Annotated in this window: 10 protein-coding genes; 4 read left to right on the plus strand and 6 right to left on the minus strand. The window is 64.6% G+C overall.

From position 1 onward, the window contains the following. Positions 1-19 precede the first annotated feature (19 nt). The 3 genes from HGK27_RS17135 to rplJ all read right to left on the minus strand — a co-directional run bounded on the left by HGK27_RS17135 (position 20) and on the right by rplJ (position 2062). Positions 20-949, minus strand: coding sequence for a YkgJ family cysteine cluster protein (locus HGK27_RS17135; protein ID WP_206242109.1), 930 nt, complete (start codon positions 947-949; stop codon positions 20-22). Between the two features lie 135 nt (positions 950-1084). Beyond that, positions 1085-1462, minus strand: a complete 378-nt coding sequence (gene rplL / locus HGK27_RS17140) for a 50S ribosomal protein L7/L12 (protein WP_206242111.1) — start codon at positions 1460-1462, stop codon at positions 1085-1087. 87 nt (positions 1463-1549) lie between these two features. Beyond that, entirely contained in the window at positions 1550-2062 is a 513-nt protein-coding gene (gene rplJ / locus HGK27_RS17145; protein WP_206242113.1) for a 50S ribosomal protein L10, read from the minus strand. Between the two features lie 494 nt (positions 2063-2556). Here rplJ and HGK27_RS17150 point away from each other — a divergent pair, with 494 nt between their 5' ends. Next, positions 2557-3183 carry a methyltransferase family protein gene (locus tag HGK27_RS17150; protein WP_206242115.1) on the plus strand — a complete coding sequence of 209 codons (627 nt, stop codon included), beginning with the start codon at positions 2557-2559 and terminating at the stop codon, positions 3181-3183. Positions 3184-3288: 105 nt separating this feature from the next. Here HGK27_RS17150 and HGK27_RS17155 read toward each other — a convergent pair whose 3' ends face one another. Next, positions 3289-4548, minus strand: a complete 1260-nt coding sequence (locus HGK27_RS17155; RefSeq protein ID WP_206242116.1) for a hypothetical protein — start codon at positions 4546-4548, stop codon at positions 3289-3291. A 523-nt stretch (positions 4549-5071) separates the two neighbouring features. Between HGK27_RS17155 and rpoB the strand changes: the two genes are divergently transcribed. Then, positions 5072-9229, plus strand: coding sequence for a DNA-directed RNA polymerase subunit beta (gene rpoB / locus HGK27_RS17160; RefSeq protein WP_206242119.1), 4158 nt, complete (start codon positions 5072-5074; stop codon positions 9227-9229). 91 nt (positions 9230-9320) lie between these two features. Continuing rightward, positions 9321-13601 carry a DNA-directed RNA polymerase subunit beta' gene (gene rpoC / locus HGK27_RS17165; protein WP_206242121.1) on the plus strand — a complete coding sequence of 1427 codons (4281 nt, stop codon included), beginning with the start codon at positions 9321-9323 and terminating at the stop codon, positions 13599-13601. A gap of 330 nt (positions 13602-13931) precedes the next feature. On the opposite strand, the gene HGK27_RS17170 is transcribed toward rpoC, so the two are convergent. Both HGK27_RS17170 and HGK27_RS17175 read right to left on the minus strand, forming a co-directional pair. Further along, entirely contained in the window at positions 13932-14621 is a 690-nt protein-coding gene (locus HGK27_RS17170; protein WP_206242122.1) for an RlmE family RNA methyltransferase, read from the minus strand. Next, positions 14618-15997: a Ppx/GppA phosphatase family protein gene (locus tag HGK27_RS17175; protein ID WP_206242124.1), complete on the minus strand. Its 1380-nt coding sequence runs from the start codon at positions 15995-15997 to the stop codon at positions 14618-14620. Before HGK27_RS17175 ends, HGK27_RS17170 begins: the two co-directional genes overlap by 4 nt. Before the next feature lie 243 nt (positions 15998-16240). Here HGK27_RS17175 and HGK27_RS17180 point away from each other — a divergent pair, with 243 nt between their 5' ends. Further along, positions 16241-18667, plus strand: coding sequence for an FtsK/SpoIIIE family DNA translocase (locus tag HGK27_RS17180; RefSeq protein WP_206242126.1), 2427 nt, complete (start codon positions 16241-16243; stop codon positions 18665-18667). The last annotated feature ends 154 nt before the right edge of the window (positions 18668-18821 follow it).

Here is an 18821-nt window from a genome sequence, read left to right on the forward strand (position 1 = left end):
CGGCTGCCGGTTCCGGAACCTAGAGTGGCGAGGACAGGCGGCCTGCGGAGCGGTCTCTCGACACTTCAAACTGATAGACGGCCAGAAGGTCGACCAGCTCCCGCAACCTGTCGGCGGCCGGATTTCTGGCGATGGCCGCTTTGATCAGCCCGATCTGGCTGCGGCAGAGTGTCTCCAGATCCTCGCGCGCGATCAGGCCATGGCGTTCGGCCACCCGCCATGCGACGATCATCGGCAGAAGCGTGGCATAGCCGGCATCCGTGTTGGCCAGAACCGCCGCATAGGTCGGCAGTTCAGCCAGCCTCGCCTGCCCTTCATCATCCATCGCGGCGAGCAGGTGATCCTTCCAGACGCGATCCGCCCTGGCGCGCCCGATGGCGTCTTGCCTGATCTGGCCAACCGCCGGGTCGATGATCCGATTCCCGTCCAGAACGACCGGAGCGTCCCCCGAGGTGTCGCACCGATATCCCGGCGTCGCGGTGAAGCCGTCCAGATAGGCCCGCAAGGTCGAGGGCGCGCGCGAATAATGCATCGGCACGGTGCGGCAGGTCAGCGGTCTGGCCGCATAGATGCCGCAAAGCCCGTCCTGCAGCGCCGGGCAATGCCGCTGCCCATCATCCTGCACCATGGCGGAGATCGTCAGGAAAAGCTGACGCCCACGCGCCCTTTCGCCCTGCTTGCGGCTGGCGAAATGGCTTAGATGGCGTCTCTGCTCCTCCAGCGCCGGGCGCAGGGGGATGCGGCTTTGGTGATCCTGCCACCAGCGCGCGGCATAATCCGACCGGTCGTCGATCGGCAGGCTGTGGACCTTGAACAGCACGGAAAGGATAAAGCTGTCGGCCAGCGCCGCCGCTTCGCCCAGCTCCATCTCCGGCCCCTTGTCGCAGCATTTGCCACAGGATGTGCAGGCAAACCGCCGAACCTCGCCCACCTCTGCCGTTCCAGCCATGCTCTTTCCCACCGCCCTGTCCGTGACGCTTTAAAAGCAGCCCTGCCCCGGCCCGCGCAAACAAAAAGGGCGGAAGCCTTGCGGCTTCCACCCTTCTCGCGTTGATCGGCGAACCGACCGACAGCTGTAGAGATCTTACTTGATCTCGACGGTGCCGCCGGCTTCCTCGATCTTCTTCTTGATGTCTTCGGCTTCAGCCTTCGACACGCCTTCCTTGACGGCCTTGGGGGCGCCCTCGACCAGAGCCTTGGCTTCGGTCAGACCCAGGTTGGTGATGGCGCGCACTTCCTTGATGACCTGGATCTTCTTGCCACCGTCGCCGGTGAGGATCACGTCGAACTCGGTCTTCTCTTCAGCGGCGGCAGCAGCTTCGCCACCAGCGGCGGGAGCGGCAACGGCAACAGCGGCAGCAGCCGAAACGCCCCAAGCCTCTTCGAGGGCCTTGGCGAGGTCAGCGGCTTCCATGACGGTCAGAGCCGACAGTTCTTCAACGAGCTTGGCGATATCAGCCATGATGATTACTCCATTCAATGTTGGGTGCGCCCCGCGCGGAATTGCTGCGGGGCACGAAACGCTTGAAACGTCTTACTCGGCCTGAACTCAGGCAGCCTTGTCCGCATAGGCGGCGAACACGCGGGCCAGCTTGGCCGCCGGAGCGGTCGAGAGCTGAGCCAGCTTGGTCGCGGGCGCCTGAACGAGGCCGATGAGCTTGGCGCGCAGTTCGTCGAGCGAGGGCATCGTGGCAAGCGCCTTGACCCCGTTGACGTCCAGCACCACGCCGCCGATCACGCCGCCGACGATCTCGATCTTGTCGGTCGTCTTGGCGAAATCGACCACCACCTTGGCGGCGGCGACCGGATCAATCGACCACGACAGCGCGGTCGGACCCGTCAGGAAATCACCAATGCCAGCGCACGGCGTTTCCAGAGCGGCGATCTTGGCAAGACGGTTCTTCGCAACCTTGTAGGTCGCGCCCGCATCGCGCATCTTCCCGCGCAGCACCGTGGACTGGGCCACGGTGAGGCCGAGGTTGCGGGTGACAACCACCACGCCGACCTCGTTGAAGACCGCGTTGAGAGCGGCAACCGAATCGGCTTTCTGCGAACGATCCATGCCATACTCCTTCACATGTGGCCGCATGAGGCATGCCCCTTGCGACCGGCTACGTTGTCCTTGAGCGATACGCAGGCGCGCACCGGCCCAAGGGCGGTTGTTCCGTATGTCGACATGGGGAAGGAGTGCGCGTTCCAAAAAGAAGCACGCAGGGCACATGCCAACATTGCTGGCAGGCCTGAAAATCTCTTTTCCCCGTCTAGGCTGGACGATTAAGCAGGGAACCTGCGCCAACTGTCTCGGACGGATGAAACCGGGTTGCCCCGGAATCGTGGGGCGCCATTACGCGCCGCCCGGGGCTGAGTCAAGCTGCTGCAGCGCGCGCGGGATCAGAACTCGGCTCGTCGCAAAGCGTGGCAACACGGGGGGCGCCTCATCACCTTGTTAACGGTTGCATATCTATAGCCAACCTCGGTTCGCAGAGGTCGGGGGGCCTCGCCAAAAACAGGAATATCCGGGGAATGGCCGCACATGTCAGGGCGGAGCCGCCGCCATTGAAGAATATCAATCCTTTGCAAGGCCCCAGGCTGGGCAAGGTGCTGGATCGTGCCGAGCAGGTGGTGATCCTTCTGCTGTGGGTCGCCCTGCTGGAACGGGTGATTCGCTCGGCCAACCCTTACGCGCCGCTGCTGCTGCTGTCGGAAACGGCGGTGCTGATCTTCGCACTGATTCGCCGCCCGACCGAAGCCATCACCCGCAAGCCGGGCGACTGGCTGCTGGCCATCACCGCTACAGCGGCGCCGCTGATGGTGCTGCCGGGCCATACGCTGTTTCCGCAGATCGTCGGCCTGGGGGTGATGCTGGTGCTGCTGGGCAATGTCGGCCAGGCCGCTGCCAAGCTGGCCCTGCGCCGCAGCTTCGGCATTGCGCCCGCCAATCGCGGGGTGAAGGTGTCCGGCCCTTATGCGCTGGTGCGCCATCCGATGTATGCGGGCTATCTGCTGGTGCATATCGGCAATCTGATGCTGTTCTTCTCATGGCTGAATGTGGCGATCTATGCCGTCGGCTGGAGCGCCCAGATCCTGCGCCTGCAGGCCGAGGAAAAACTGCTTTCGCAGGATGACGCCTATCGCGCCTATTGCGAGAAGGTGCGCTGGCGCTTGATCCCCGGCATCTTCTGACCACCATCTTCTGACACCCCACGACAAAGCGCCGGACGGTTGAACCATCCGGCGCTTCGCGGTGACCTCCCTTGACTCACATAGGGCCGGCGGGGAGCTTTCCGATTACTTGACGGGTTCGGCCTTCTGGGCCCCACCCTTACCCGCAGTTTCCGCCATAGGCTGAGCCGTGCTCAGGCCGGGCTTCATGCTGGGCTTGTAGGTGCGCCAGTCGAAGCGCTCGGTGGCCTTGTCGCGCAGCTCCTGCTCGCGGGTCTGCAGGATCAGACGGGCACGGCGCATGCGGGCGCGAGGCGTGTGGAAGGGGTTGGCCTCATCGGGCTCGGCTTCCATCATGCGCTGGAGCAGCTCGGCGCGTTCCTCACCGGTGGGCAGCGGCCCCTCGCGGAGCATCACCGCCTCAGGCGAGTCAGCGCGCTTGCGGCGGCTGATCGGCTTGGCGAAGGCTTCGGCAGCGGGGTCGTTGACGACCAAAGGCTGGGCATCCAGAGCCCGGGCATCAGCCTCGGCCACCGCATCGACCGGCACCGGCACGGCCCTGGCAGGCTCGGCCACCGTCGTGACAACAGCCGGTTCGGAATAGCTGGGATCGACATAGGTGCGGCCCTTGGGGGTCACCACGGTCTGGACCTCCTCCACCTCATCCTCGCGGCGGCGGCGCGTCAGGGCGTAACCCGCCAGACCGATCAGCAGGACGCCGCCCGCCACACCGACCGGCCAATAGCGCTCCATATCCGGGTTATTGGCTGCGGGGGCCGGGGCAGCGGCAGGAGCCGCAGCCGTGTTGTCATCGGTGTAGAGCCCCGCCGGGTCGCGACGCGTCAGGCCAGAATCTGTCTTCCCGGCGTCGGCAGGCTTGGCGGGCTCCTTGCTCACGCTCTGCGTGGTGCTTGTTTCGGTCTGGGCGCGCTGAACAGGTTCAGCCGGACGGGCTGCACGCGGCGCAGGCTGCTTTGCAACCTGCCGGGCGGGCGTGGCGGCGCTATCAGCGGCGGCAGCGGCGCTCTGGGCCTGAGCAGGCGTGCTGCTGTCCGGCACGGCCTGAACCACGGGGTTCGAGGTCATGGTCGGTGCCTGAGAGGTCGGCGCCTGAGGCGCGGCGGCAGGGGCCGGAGCCGTATCAGTGGTCGGCGGAGGAGCCGGGACCGGCGGAGCGGCAGGGGCCGGGGGCGGCGCGGGCACCTCGGGCGGGTTGGTCGCGGCCTGAGGCGCAGGGGCCGTCACAGCCGGGGCCGAAGCCGTGGCGTCTGGAGGCTGGGCTTGCGCGGCCTGGCCCTGAGCCATGGCCGGAGCGGTGGAAAGGAGCAGGCTGGCCGCGGCAAGGGCGGTGAGCGAGCTGAGCGAGCGGTCAAGTGCGTGTGTCATGCTGATGAAAGTGACAGATTGGCACTTTGTGGCCCCCACATGCGACCAATCGCGCCGATTCAACGACGAGATGACAAATATTTCACCATATTCATCATATCCACCGCCAATCTATACTTGAACTTTAAAAGCGATGAATTGCCAATTCATAAGCGGTTCATGGAAGTAAAGCCTTTTGCTGCAGACAGGCCACAGCACCATGACACAGCGTGACCTGACCGCTACACCGTGCGAACCCGCCTTTTCCTTGACAGGGTGGCGACTCCATCCTACATGCCGCCGGTTCTTGCAGCTTCGAGCAAGATCGGTCCAGCGCGGGGATCGGTCACGGAAGGAAGCTCAAGGGTCGTGCCATCTGACGCAACAGGCTGCGGGCCGGGTCTCTCCATCGGGAAAGAATCCAGCCACCCGTGGCCTTTTTTGCGTGATGGCGACCCTGAAAAAGTTCCGCGCAGCAAACAGTTTTTGAAAGACGTGTGCCGCCCGCGTGGCCCGCGTCAGAGCGAAAGAGGCAAGACCAGCAATGGCAACGAAGCCCCAGCAACCCTCGCGTGCGTCCTCCAAGCGGCGCATCCGCAAGATCTTCGGCGACATCCACGAAGTGGTGCAGATGCCGAACCTGATCGAGGTCCAGCGCGAGAGCTATGAACAGTTCCTGCGCTCCGATCCCTCGATCGGCTATGTGTCCGGTCTGGAAAAGACGCTGCGCAGCGTGTTCCCGATCCGCGATTTCGCCGGCACCAGCGAGCTGGACTTCGTCCACTATGAGCTGGAAGAGCCCAAGTACGACATCACCGAATGCCGTCAGCGCTCGATCACCTATGCCGCGCCCATGAAGGTGACGCTGCGCCTGATCGTCTTTGAAGTCGACGCCGAGACCGAAGCCCGGTCGGTGCTCGATATCAAGGAGCAGGACGTTTACATGGGCGACATGCCGCTCATGACCAACAACGGCACCTTCGTGATCAACGGCACCGAGCGCGTGATCGTCAGCCAGATGCACCGTTCGCCCGGCGTGCTGTTCGACCACGATCGCGGCAAGACGCATTCCAGCGGCAAGTTCCTCTTCGCCGCCCGCGTGATTCCGTATCGCGGCTCGTGGCTGGACTTCGAGTTCGACGCCAAGGACATCGTCAACGTGCGTATCGACCGCAAGCGCAAGCTGCCGGTCACCGCGCTGCTGCATGCTCTGGGTCTGAACGACGAAGAGATCCTGCACTATTTCTACCAGCGCATCACCTGGAACCGCGCTGGCGGCGGCTGGAAGATCCCCTACACCGCCGAAGCCTGGCGCGGCACCAAGCCGACCTTCGATCTGGTCGATGCCAAGAGCGGCGAAGTGATCTTCGCGGCCGGCACCAAGATCAGCCCGCGCGCCGCCAACAAGGCGGAGAAGGACGGCCTGACAGACCTGCTGATCCCGACCGAGGAAATCTTCGGCCGCTACAGCGCCAATGACGTGATCGACGAATCCACCGGCCGCATCTACATCGAAGCGGGTGACGAGGTTTCGCCGGAGAATCTGGCCGCGCTCGACGCTGCCGGGATCGACTATGTCGAACTGCTCGACATCGACCATGTCGCCACCGGTCCCTGGATCCGCAACACCCTCAAGGCCGACAAGGCCGAGGACCGCGATCACGCCCTGGCCGACATCTATCGCGTCATGCGCCCCGGCGAACCGCCGACGCGCGAAACCGCCGAAGCCCTGTTCGCGGGCCTGTTCTTCGATGCCGACCGCTACGACCTCTCGGCCGTGGGTCGTGTGAAGCTGAACATGCGTCTGGGCCTGAACGTGGAAGACACGGTCACCACGCTGGAAACCAACGACATCATGGCTGTCGTCAAGGAGCTGGTGAACCTGAAGGACGGCAAGGGCGAAGTCGACGACATCGACAACCTCGGCAACCGTCGCGTGCGTTCGGTGGGCGAGCTGCTGGAGAACCAGTACCGCGTCGGCCTGCTGCGCATGGAGCGCGCCGTCAAGGAGCGTATGTCGTCGGTCGATGTCTCGACCGTGATGCCCAACGACCTCATCAACGCCAAGCCCGCCGTGGCCGCCGTGCGTGAGTTCTTCGGCTCCTCGCAGCTCTCGCAGTTCATGGACCAGACCAACCCGCTGTCCGAAGTGACTCACAAGCGTCGCGTTTCGGCCCTCGGGCCGGGCGGTCTGACCCGCGAGCGCGCCGGCTTCGAAGTCCGCGACGTTCACCCGACCCATTATGGCCGTATCTGCCCGATTGAAACGCCGGAAGGCCCGAACATCGGTCTGATCAACTCGCTGTCCACCTTCGCGCGCGTCAACAAGTATGGCTTCATCGAGACGCCGTATCGCCGCGTGATCGACGGCAAGGTCACCAAGGACGTGGTCTATCTCTCGGCCATGGAAGAGCAGAAGCACACGGTGGCGCAGGCTTCGGCCGAAACCACCGCTGACGGCTCCTTCGTGGAAGAGCTGGTCTCGGCCCGTCAGAACGGCGAATTCGTGATGGCTCCGCGTGAGACGATCACGCTGATGGACGTTTCGCCCAAGCAGCTGGTCTCGGTTGCCGCCTCGCTCATTCCCTTCCTGGAAAATGACGACGCCAACCGCGCGCTCATGGGCTCGAACATGCAGCGTCAGGCTGTGCCGCTGGTGAAGGCCGATGCGCCTTTCATCGGCACCGGCATGGAAGAGACCGTGGCGCGTGACTCGGGTGCCGCCATCGCCGCCACCCGCGCGGGCGTGATCGACCAGGTCGATGCCGCACGTATCGTGGTGCGCGTCTCGGGCGACATCGAGCCGGGCAAGTCGGGCGTGGACATCTACACGCTGCAGAAGTTCGAGCGTTCGAACCAGTCGACCTGCATCAACCAGCGTCCGCTGGTGAAGGTGGGCGATATCGTCGAAAAGGGCGATATCATTGCCGACGGTCCGTCCACCGAGCTGGGTGAGCTGGCGCTGGGCCGCAACGTCCTCGTCGCCTTCATGCCCTGGAACGGCTACAACTACGAAGACTCCATCCTGATCTCCGAGCGGATCGTGAAGGAAGACGTCTTCACCTCGATCCACATCGAGGAGTTCGAGGTGATGGCCCGCGACACCAAGCTGGGGCCAGAAGACATCACCCGCGACATCCCGAATGTCGGCGAGGAATCGCTGCGCAATCTGGACGAGGCGGGCATCGTCTACATCGGCGCCGAAGTGCACCCTGGCGACATTCTGGTCGGCAAGATCACCCCCAAGGGTGAATCGCCGATGACCCCGGAAGAGAAGCTGCTGCGCGCCATCTTCGGTGAAAAGGCCAGCGACGTGCGCGACACCTCGCTGCGTCTGCCCCCGGGCGTGGCCGGCACCATCGTCGACGTGCGCGTTTTCAACCGCCACGGCATCGAGATCGACGACCGTACCCGCGCGATCCAGAACGAGGAAATCGAACGCCTCGCCAAGGACCGTGAGGACGAGCGTGCGATCCTCAACCGCGCCACCTACAACCGCCTGAAGGACATGCTGCTCGGCCAGACCGCTGCCGCAACGCCCAAGGGTCTGAAGAAGGGCGTGGAGATCACCGAGGAACTGCTCGGTGAGGTGGAGCGCCACGAATGGTGGAAGTTCGCCGTGGCCGACGATGCGCGCCAGCAGCAGCTGGAAGCGACCAAGGCGCAGTACGACTTCACCATCAAGTCGATCGTCGAGAAGTTCGAGGACCGTAAGGAAAAGCTGGAGCGCGGCGACGAGCTGGCTCCGGGCGTGCTGAAGATGGTCAAGGTCTTCGTGGCCGTGAAGCGCAAGCTGCAGCCGGGCGACAAGATGGCCGGCCGTCACGGCAACAAGGGCATCATCAGCCGCATCCTGCCTCAGGAAGACATGCCCTTCCTGGAAGACGGTACGCCGGTGGACTTCGTGCTGAACCCGCTGGGTGTGCCTTCGCGCATGAACGTGGGCCAGATCTTCGAAACCCATCTGGGCTGGGCCGCGCGTGGCCTTGGCCGCAAGATCGGCGATGCTCTGGACGCCTGGCGCGAAGCCAATCCGAACCCCGAAGTGGGCCAGCCTCCTGAAGCTCTGCGCGAGCTGATGAAGGACATCTACGGCGACAATTACGGCGAGCAGCTCGACGACCGCAGCGATGCGGAGCTGGTCGAGCTGGCCCAGAACATCCGCAAGGGCGTTCCCATGGGTTCGCCGGTGTTCGACGGCGCCATCGAGGCGGACGTTTCGGCCATGCTGCGCAAGGCAGGGCTGGATGAATCGGGTCAGGTGACCCTGTTCGACGGCCGCACTGGCGAGGCTTTCGACCGCAAGGTGACGGTGGGCATGAAGTATGTCCTCAAGCTGCACCACCTTGTCGACGACAAGATCCACGCACGCTCGATCGGGCCGTACTCGCTTGTGACCCAGCAGCCGCTGGGTGGTAAGGCGCAGTTCGGTGGCCAGCGCTTCGGTGAGATGGAGGTGTGGGCACTGCAGGCTTACGGCGCTGCCTACACGCTTCAGGAAATGCTCACCGTCAAGTCGGACGACGTGGTGGGCCGCACCAAGGTCTATGAAGCCATCGTCAAGGGCGACGACACCTTCGAGGCCGGCATCCCTGAGAGCTTCAACGTGCTCGTCAAGGAAATGCGCTCGCTGGGTCTGAACGTCGAACTGTCCTCGCTGACGGATGAGGATGACGACGATCTCGCGCAGGCGGCGGAATAAGGTGGGCGGGCGGCCTTTCGCGGGCCGCCCCTCCTCCCTTCCGCGCACAATTTGACGTCCAGCGCCCCTGATGGGGCAAGGGAACGAAACTATGAACGACCTGACCAAATTCACCAACCAGATGGCCAAGCCCGAGACCTTCGATCAGATTCAGATCGGTCTCGCTTCGCCTGAGCGTATCCGCAGCTGGTCCTTCGGCGAGATCAAGAAGCCGGAAACCATCAACTACCGCACGTTCAAGCCCGAGCGTGACGGCCTGTTCTGCGCCCGCATCTTCGGCCCCGTGAAGGACTATGAGTGCCTTTGCGGTAAGTACAAGCGCATGAAGTACAAGGGCGTCGTCTGCGAAAAGTGCGGCGTCGAAGTCACCGTGACCAAGGTGCGCCGTGAGCGCATGGGCCACATCGAACTGGCCGCCCCGGTCGCGCACATCTGGTTCCTCAAGTCGCTGCCTTCGCGCATCGGCCTGCTGCTCGACATGCAGCTCAAGAACCTTGAGCGCATCCTGTACTTCGAGTCCTATGTGGTCATCGAGCCGGGCCTGACCCCGCTTGAGAAGTACCAGCTGCTGACCGAAGACGAGCTGCTCGACTATCAGGACGAGTATGGCGAGGACAGCTTCAGCGCCGGCATCGGCGCCGAGGCGGTCAAGCACATGCTGATGGCTCTGGACATGGTGCAGGAGAAGGAAGACCTCCTTCAGGAACTGGCCACCACCAAGTCCGAACTGAAGCCCAAGAAGATCATCAAGCGCCTGAAGGTGGTTGAGAGCTTCATCGATTCGGGCAACCGCCCCGAGTGGATGATCCTCGACGTGGTGCCGGTCATTCCGCCAGATCTGCGCCCGCTGGTGCCGCTGGACGGTGGCCGCTTCGCAACCTCGGATCTCAACGATCTGTATCGCCGCGTGATCAACCGTAACAACCGCCTGAAGCGCCTGATCGAACTGCGCGCGCCCGACATCATCGTGCGCAACGAAAAGCGCATGCTGCAGGAAGCCGTTGACGCCCTGTTCGACAACGGTCGCCGTGGCCGCGTCATCACCGGTGCCAACAAGCGTCCTCTGAAGTCGCTGTCCGACATGCTCAAGGGCAAGCAGGGCCGCTTCCGTCAGAACCTGCTCGGCAAGCGCGTCGACTATTCGGGCCGTTCGGTCATCGTTACCGGCCCGGAACTCAAGCTGCATCAGTGCGGCCTGCCCAAGAAGATGGCTCTCGAGCTGTTCAAGCCCTTCATCTACGCCCGTCTGGACGCCAAGGGTCTCTCCATGACCCTGAAGCAGGCCAAGAAGTGGGTCGAGAAGGAGCGCAAGGAAGTCTGGGACATCCTGGATGAGGTGATCCGCGAGCACCCCGTCATGCTCAACCGTGCGCCCACGCTGCACCGTCTGGGCATTCAGGCTTTCGAGCCCGTGCTGATCGAGGGCAAGGCGATCCAGCTGCACCCGTTGGTCTGCTCGGCCTTCAACGCCGACTTCGACGGTGACCAGATGGCCGTCCACGTCCCGCTCTCACTGGAAGCCCAGCTTGAAGCGCGCGTGCTGATGATGTCGACCAACAACATCCTCTCGCCCGCCAACGGCAAGCCGATCATCGTGCCCTCGCAGGACATGGTGCTGGGCATCTATTACCTCTCGATGGACCGCATCGGCGAGCCCGGCGAGGGCCAGCTGCTGGCCGACATGGCCGAGGTGCATCAGGCGCTGGATTCGGGCGTTGTCACCCTGCACTCCAAGGTGATCGCGCGCGTTCCGCAGACCGACGAGAACGGCAAGACCTACCTGAAGCGTTTCGAGACGACTCCGGGCCGTATGCTCATCGGCGAATGCCTGCCCAAGAGCCACAAGGTGCCCTTCGACGTCGTCAACCGCCTCCTCACCAAGAAGGACGTGGGCGACGTGATCGACGAGGTGTATCGTCACACCGGCCAGAAGGACACGGTGCTCTTCGCCGACGCCATCATGTCGCTGGGCTTCCGTCACGCTTTCCGTGCCGGCATCTCCTTCGGCAAGGACGACATGATCATCCCTGACACCAAGGATGAATTCGTCGACCAGACCAAGGCGCTGGTGGCTGACTATGAGCAGCAGTATCAGGACGGTCTGATCACCCAGCAGGAAAAGTACAACAAGGTCATCGACGCCTGGAGCCGTTGCGGCGACCAGGTGGCCGCGGCCATGATGGACGAAATTAAGGCCACCCCGCTGGATGATGACGGCCGTCAGAAGCCGATCAACTCGATCTACATGATGAGCCACTCGGGCGCGCGTGGTTCGCCAACCCAGATGAAGCAGCTCGCCGGTATGCGCGGCCTGATGGCCAAGCCTTCGGGCGAGATCATCGAGACGCCGATCATCTCGAACTTCAAGGAAGGTCTGACCGTTCTTGAATACTTCAACTCGACCCACGGCGCTCGTAAGGGCCTGGCGGACACCGCGTTGAAGACGGCGAACTCGGGTTACCTCACGCGTCGTCTGGTCGACGTGTCGCAGGACTGCGTGGTGATCGTGAACGATTGCGGCACCGAGCGGGCGCTGGAAATGCGCGCGATCGTGCAGGGCGGTTCGACCATCGCCTCGCTGGCCGAGCGTATCCTGGGCCGTACCCTGGCCGAGGACATCCTCGCCAAGGACGGCAGCGTCATCGTCGCCAAGGGCACGCTGCTCGACGAGCCCGCCGTGGCCCGTATCGAGGCGGCTGGCACGCAGTCGGCCCGCATCCGCTCGCCGCTGGTCTGCGAAGCCCAGCAGGGCGTCTGCGGCACCTGCTACGGTCGTGACCTTGCTCGCGGTACGCCGGTGAACATCGGTGAAGCTGTCGGCGTGATCGCCGCCCAGTCGATCGGTGAGCCCGGCACGCAGCTGACCATGCGTACGTTCCACATCGGTGGCGCCGCGCAGGTCAACGAGCAGTCGAACCTCGAAGCGCTGTGCGACGGCACCGTGGTCTATCGCGACATCCCGACCATCACCGACAAGCGCAACCGCCGCCTGTCGCTCGCCCGTAACGGCGAGGTCGTGGTGATCGACACCGATGGCCGCGAGCGCGCGCTGCACCGCGTGCCCTACGGCACCCATCTGATCTTCGAGAATGGTGCGGAGATCAAGCAGGGCGACCGTCTGGCCGAGTGGGATCCCTTCACCACCCCGATGATCACTGAAAAGTCGGGCGTCGTGAAGTATCAGGACCTGATCGACGGTCGCACCATGACCGAGCAGACCGACGAAGCCACCGGCATGAGCAGCCGCGTGGTGACCGAGAACCGCGCCACCAGCCGCAGCAAGAAGGAGGACCTGCGTCCTCGTCTGACGCTGCTGGATGACGCCAGCGGTGAAGCCGCGCGCTACATGCTGGCGCCCGGCACCACCCTGTCGGTCGAGGATGGCCAGTCGGTTGAGGCCGGTGACGTGGTGGCCCGTGCCAGCCGCGAAGCCGCCAAGACCCGCGACATCACCGGCGGTCTGCCCCGCGTGGCCGAGCTGTTCGAAGCGCGCATCCCGAAGGACAATGCGATCATCGCAAAGATCTCGGGCCGCATCGAATTCGTTCGCGACTACAAGGCCAAGCGCAAGATCGCGATCGTCCCCGAGGAAGGCGAGACCGTCGAGTACCTGATCCCCAAGAGCAAGGTGATCGACGTTCAGGAAGGCGACTGGGTCAAGAAGGGCGACAACCTCATCAGCGGTTCGCCCAACCCGCATGACATTCTGGAAGTTCTCGGCGTGGAGGCTCTGGCTGAGTACCTCTGCTCGGAAATCCAGGAAGTCTATCGCTTGCAGGGCGTGAAGATCAACGACAAGCACATCGAGGTGATCGTTCGCCAGATGCTGCAGAAGGTTGAGATCACCGCCGGTGGCGACACCACCCTGCTGCCGGGCGAACAGGTCGATCTGGAAGAGATGCTCGAAACCAACGCCAAGCTGACCGAAGGCCAGATCCCGGCCGAGGGCAAGCCGGTGCTGCTGGGCATCACCAAGGCCTCGCTGCAGACGCGTTCGTTCATCTCGGCCGCTTCGTTCCAGGAAACGACCCGCGTGCTCACGCAGGCCGCCGTGGAAGGCAAGCGCGACAGCCTGATCGGTCTGAAGGAAAACGTGATCGTGGGCCGTCTCATCCCCGCTGGTACCGGCGCGGGCATGAACCGCATGCGCGTCACCGCCTCCTCGCGCGATGCCGCGCTGCGTGCCTCCTACCGCAAGCTGCAGGGGCACCTGATCGCCCCGGCAACCGCCGCGGAAGAGCATGCCGCCGAACTGGCGCAGGGGCCTGAGGCCGCTGGCATCGTCGATCCGCTGGGCGCCGTCGAAGGCACCACCCACGGCACCGACGCCGATGCCGGTGATTACCTGATCAAGGGCGATGAGGCCGAATAAGCCTTATCCCCTCAAGGGTTGAGAGAGCCCCGTCAGAGCTTCGGTTCTGGCGGGGTTTTCTTTTGGGTTTTGAAGGGGGTTTGAAGGGAAAGATGCGAGGGGGTTACCCCCTCGCGCTCCCATTCATGTCTGCCTCGGCGCTTCGGGTTCGCCCTTGCGCATAGTTTGCCGCGCCGCAGGCAGGGTGTCCTGCGCAGCCTGTGTTTTGATCGGGAGTTGAAAGCCTGCGGCGCCATGCGCAGGTGGAGAGGCCGGGCGCTCCAATTCGGCGCCCCTGCCCTATCGTCGGAAGACGTAACGGGGGTGCAGGGGGCGTAACGCCCCCTGCTTTCACTCTTCCCCGACTTCTTCCTCTTCAGCCCGCCCCTTGAACCCCTGAGCGATCACATACCACTCGGAGGAATCCTTGCGGCTCGCAGGCGGCTTGGCGTGCTTCACCGTGGTGAAATGCTTCTTCAGCAGCGCCAGCAGCGTAGGATCGGTGCCGCCGGCCAGAACCTTGGCCACAAAGGCCCCGCCCTTCGACAATTGCTGGATCGCAAAATCGGCAGCGGTTTCCACCAGACCCATCGTGCGCAGATGGTCCGTCTGCTTATGGCCCACCGTGTTGGCGGCCATATCGGAGATCACCAGATCCGGAGCCCCGCCCAGCGCCTCCATCAGCGCGCCGGGGGCCTCGTCGGCCATAAAGTCCATCTCGAACAGCACGGCGCCCTCGATGGGATCGGTGGGCAGCAGATCGATGCCGACCACGCCTGCCTGAGGCGAGCGCTGGCGCACCACCTGAGTCCAGCCGCCGGGCGCCACGCCAAGGTCCACCACCCGGCGCGAGCCCTTCACGAGGCCGAACTTGTCATCCAGCTCCATCAGCTTGTAGGCGGCGCGGCTGCGATAGCCGTCGGCCTTGGCCTTTTTCACATAGGGATCGTTGAGCTGGCGGGTCAGCCAGCGGGCGGAGGAGGCGGTGCGCTTCTTGGCGGTGCGCAGGCGCTCATTGGGGTCGCGGCCTGAACGGCTCATCGGCGTTTCTCCATGGGGCCCGCTGCGGGAGCGGGTGTTGTGTCGTCGGTGCCGATCAGGCTGCGCAGGATGCCCTCGCGGATGCCGCGGTCGGCCACGCCGAGGCGGTGAGCGGGCCACAGTTCGAGGATCGATTCAAGGATCGCGCAGCCCGCCACCACCAGATCGGCGCGCTCACGCCCGATGCAGGGCAGCTCGCGGCGGCGCGCGAGGGCCATGGTGGAGAGGCGCGTGGTGATGCCATGCATGCTTTTGGCGGGCACGATCACGCCATCCACGGCGCTGCGGTCATATTGTGGCAAGTCGAGATGGACGCTGGCCAGCGTGGTGACCGTGCCGCTGGTGCCCAGCAGGCGCAGCGGGCCGCCGGGGCCGCCTTCGGTCGCGGCCTCGCGGAACGGGTCGATGCGGCGGGCGAAATCGGCGAAGCTGTCGTCCACGCGGCCGCGCATTTCGGCGTAGCGGTCGATGCGGGCCTGTTCGTCCTGTCCTTCGCCCACGCAGGTTTCCGTCAGCGAGACCACGCCCCAGGGCACGCTCACCCAGTCGCGAATGATCGGCGGAGCATCGCTGCCGGGGATGGTTTCCACCAGCACCAGCTCGGTCGAGCCGCCGCCAATGTCGAAGACCAGCGCCGGGCCGGGGCCGGGTTCCAGCAATATATGGCAGCCCAGCACGGCGAGGCGCGCCTCTTCGCGGGCCGAGATGATGTCCAGCCGGATACCGGTTTCGGCGCGCACGCGCTCGATAAAGGCGGGGCCGTTGCTGGCGCGGCGGCAGGCTTCGGTCGCAACCGAGCGGGCCAGATGGACGTTGCGGCGCTTCAGCTTTTCGGCGCAGACGCGCAGCGCATTGAGCGCCCGATCCATCGCCTGATCGGAGAGCCGCCCGGTCTGGGCCAGCCCCTCGCCCAACCGCACCACGCGGCTGAAGGCATCGACCACCACAAAGCTGTCGCCCGCCGGGCGCGCGATCAGCAGGCGGCAGTTGTTGGTGCCCAGATCGATCGCGGCATAGGATTGGCGCGGCGCCCCGGGCCGGGCCGAAGCCACGCGCGGCGGGGTCTGGCGGGCAGGCGCAGGCCTTCCTCCATCGCGCCCCACACCTTCACGGTTGCTGTCCGCACGTCTGCGTTCCCTGCCCGGCGCATTGCCAGGATCGGGTTGTGTCGCGCCCGAAGGCGCTCTGTTATCGGCCGGGCCGGGGGCGGAGCGGGGCGCTTGAGGCGCGGCCACGCCGTCCGGACGGCCACCGGCAATGGCCCGGTTCGCGCCGGAAGGGGTGGATGCGCCGCTGGTCTTGCGCGCGTGCCGCTTGCGTTTACCCCCGTGCTTGCGAACCTTGTTGCGTTTTGCCGGCGGATGTTGGTCCGCCATGATCTTTAAACTCGAAAAACTGTGGGCCGCATTCCATGCGGTGAGATTGTCACAATCGTAACGCTCGCGGGCCTTGGGGGCAAGCGGCGTTTGCGGCCAACGCCTCCATCCCGGAGGCCACCATCCTTGACGAGGACTCCCCGAGCGGCGCATAAGAGAGCAAAGGGGGAACAGCGACGCGTTACGCGCCTGCTTCCGGACCCGCAGCATAAAACCACTTTAAGACAGGGCAAGCATCCGGCCATGGCAACCAGGCCCTATTCCTCCAGCGGCGGTTCTCGCGGCGGCCCCAACTGGCGCATGATCCTGCGCCGCAGCGTGAAGCGCAGCGCCGAATTGCTGGGCGCGGGGCTGCTGGTGGCGGTGATGGTCTTCACGGTGCTCTCGCTGCTGTCCTATCACCAGACGGACCCTTCGGCCTCCACGGCGGCGGCTGGCCCGGTGCTGAACTGGATGGGGCGGCCCGGAGCATGGGTGGCGGAGCGCGCGCTGTTCCTCTTCGGCCCGGCCTGCATTCTGCTGCTGCCGCTGCTGCTGGTCTTTGCCCGCCAGCTCTGGCGCATTGCCGAGGCCGATGCCGCCGATGTCGAGGATGAGGATGCCGTGCCCGCCCATCACTGGGTGCGCCCGATTGCCGTGCTGGTGGTGGCCACAGGGCTGATCTGCTCGGCCCTGTCGCTGGCCTTTGCCGACAGCGCGACCAGCCTGCCTGCCTCGCCGGGCGGCGTGGCCGGTCTGCTTGGCGCAGCGGTGGTGCATGGGGTGGCAGATCTGATCCCGGCCGCCGGGCGCGGCGTGTTCACCTTTATCTGCGGCGCTGTGGCGCTGCTGGCGGGGGCCGCTCTGGCCACGCAGGTTTTTGCCATCGACTGGATTGACCTGATCTCCATTCCGCTGCGCCGCCGCGCCGCCGCGCGTGCCGGGCTTGAGGAAGACGGCTTCGACGACGAGGACGAGCCTGCCGCGCGCAAGGCCAAGCCCGCCACTGTCGCCAGCAGCCCGGCCAAGGCGGCGCCTTTGCCCGATCTGCCCTTCACGCCCGATGGCCCTGCGCCTGTCATCGCCCAGCGTCGTGCGCCGGAAATCAGCGATCCGGCCCGTGCAGTGAAGCAGGCGGAGTTCTCCAGCCTGTCGCGCCAGACCGATCTATTCGATTCGGTAACGCTGCCCGGCCTCGAACTGCTGGCCGATCCGCCCGCCGATGCCGCCCAGCCCATCGACAAGCTGGCGCTGGAGCGCAATGCCCGCCTGCTCGAAACCGTGCTGGACGATTTCAACGTCAAGGGTGAGATCACCGGCGTGCGCACCGGCCCGGTCGTCACCAGCTATGAACTGGAGCCCGCGCCCGGCATCAAGGCCAGCCGCGTGATCGGTCTGGCCGATGACGTCGCCCGCAACATGAGCGCCATTTCCGCCCGCGTCTCGCCGATTCCGGGCCGCACCGTGATGGCCATTGAGCTGCCCAATGCGGTGCGCCAAATGGTCAGCTTCAAGGAGATGATCGCCAGCGAGACCTTCGTGGGCAACAAGGGCCAGCTGCCGATCATCCTCGGCAAGGACATTGCCGGTGAGCCCATCGTGGCCGATCTGGCCACCATGCCTCACCTGCTGGTGGCGGGCACCACCGGTTCGGGTAAGTCGGTGGGGCTGAACTGCATTCTGCTCTCGCTGCTTTACCGCCTGACGCCTGCCCAGTGCCGCCTGATCCTTGTCGATCCCAAGGTGCTGGAACTCAAGAGCTACGATGCCATCCCCCACCTGCTCAGCCCGGTGGTGACGGACCCGTCCAAGGCCGTGCGCGCCCTGAAATGGGCCGTGGAGGAGATGGAGCGCCGCTATCGCCAGATGAGCGAAATCAACGTGCGCAACATCGTCAACTTCAACGAGAAGGTGAAAAGCGCCGCCGCCAAGGGCAAGCCTTTGGGCCGCCGCATCTCGATCGGCTTCGATCCGGAAACCGGCGAGGAATTGTTCGAGGACAAGCAGCTCGATTATCAGGTGCTGCCGCTGATCGTGGTGATCGTCGACGAGCTGGCCGATTTGATGGTCACCGTCGGCAAGGAGATCGAGGTGCTGATCCAGCGTCTGGCGCAGAAATCGCGCGCCGCCGGTATCCACCTGATCATGGCCACGCAGCGCCCCTCGGTCGACGTCATCACCGGCGTGATCAAGGCCAACCTGCCCACGCGTATCTCCTTCGCCGTGACCAGTCGCATCGATTCCCGTACCATCCTTGGCGAGCAGGGCGCCGAGCAATTGCTGGGCAAGGGCGATATGCTGTTCAAGCCGTCATCCGGGCCTATGCTGCGCGTCCACGGTCCCTTCGTGGCCGACGATGAGGTGGAGAAGGTCGCCGATCACTGGCGTCTGCAAGGCGCACCCGAGTATGTGGATTCGGTGACGGAAGAGCCCGAAGAAGGCTCCTTCGGCTTCGACGACCTCGACGCCACCGCCAGCGACAATCCCGAAGAGCGCAAATACCGTCAGGCCTGCCAGATCGTGTTCGAGAGCCAGAAGGCCTCGACCAGCTGGCTGCAGCGCCAGATGGGCGTGGGCTACAACACCGCCGCCAAGTGGATCGAGCGGATGGAGAATGATGGCTTCGTTGGCCCAGCGAACCATGTTGGGCGTCGCGAGATTTACCGCGATAAGGATGGGCAGCCTTTGTAAGGGGCAGGAAGGTTTGAAGGGGAAAATGCGAGGGCCATCGCCCTCGCGCTCCCTTTACTGTCTGCCTTGGCGCTTCGGGTTCAGCCTTGCGCATAGTTTGCAGCGCCGCAGGCTTTCAGATTGCCAGCACGGCCTATCGATCATGAATTTAGCT

The organism is Novosphingobium terrae, assembly GCF_017163935.1.
GTDB lineage: Bacteria > Pseudomonadota > Alphaproteobacteria > Sphingomonadales > Sphingomonadaceae > Novosphingobium > Novosphingobium terrae.

What these genes read in the sequence shown, in the direction of transcription:
- HGK27_RS17135 (WP_206242109.1), bottom strand. Translation starts at nt 949, where the DNA reads ATGGCTGGAACGGCAGAGGTGGGCGAGGTTCGGCGGTTTGCCTGCACA.
- rplL (WP_206242111.1), bottom strand. Translation starts at nt 1,462, where the DNA reads ATGGCTGATATCGCCAAGCTCGTTGAAGAACTGTCGGCTCTGACCGTC.
- rplJ (WP_206242113.1), bottom strand. Translation starts at nt 2,062, where the DNA reads ATGGATCGTTCGCAGAAAGCCGATTCGGTTGCCGCTCTCAACGCGGTC.
- HGK27_RS17155 (WP_206242116.1), bottom strand. Translation starts at nt 4,548, where the DNA reads ATGACACACGCACTTGACCGCTCGCTCAGCTCGCTCACCGCCCTTGCC.
- rpoB (WP_206242119.1), top strand. Translation starts at nt 5,072, where the DNA reads ATGGCAACGAAGCCCCAGCAACCCTCGCGTGCGTCCTCCAAGCGGCGC.
- rpoC (WP_206242121.1), top strand. Translation starts at nt 9,321, where the DNA reads ATGAACGACCTGACCAAATTCACCAACCAGATGGCCAAGCCCGAGACC.
- HGK27_RS17170 (WP_206242122.1), bottom strand. Translation starts at nt 14,621, where the DNA reads ATGAGCCGTTCAGGCCGCGACCCCAATGAGCGCCTGCGCACCGCCAAG.
- HGK27_RS17175 (WP_206242124.1), bottom strand. Translation starts at nt 15,997, where the DNA reads ATGGCGGACCAACATCCGCCGGCAAAACGCAACAAGGTTCGCAAGCAC.
- HGK27_RS17180 (WP_206242126.1), top strand. Translation starts at nt 16,241, where the DNA reads ATGGCAACCAGGCCCTATTCCTCCAGCGGCGGTTCTCGCGGCGGCCCC.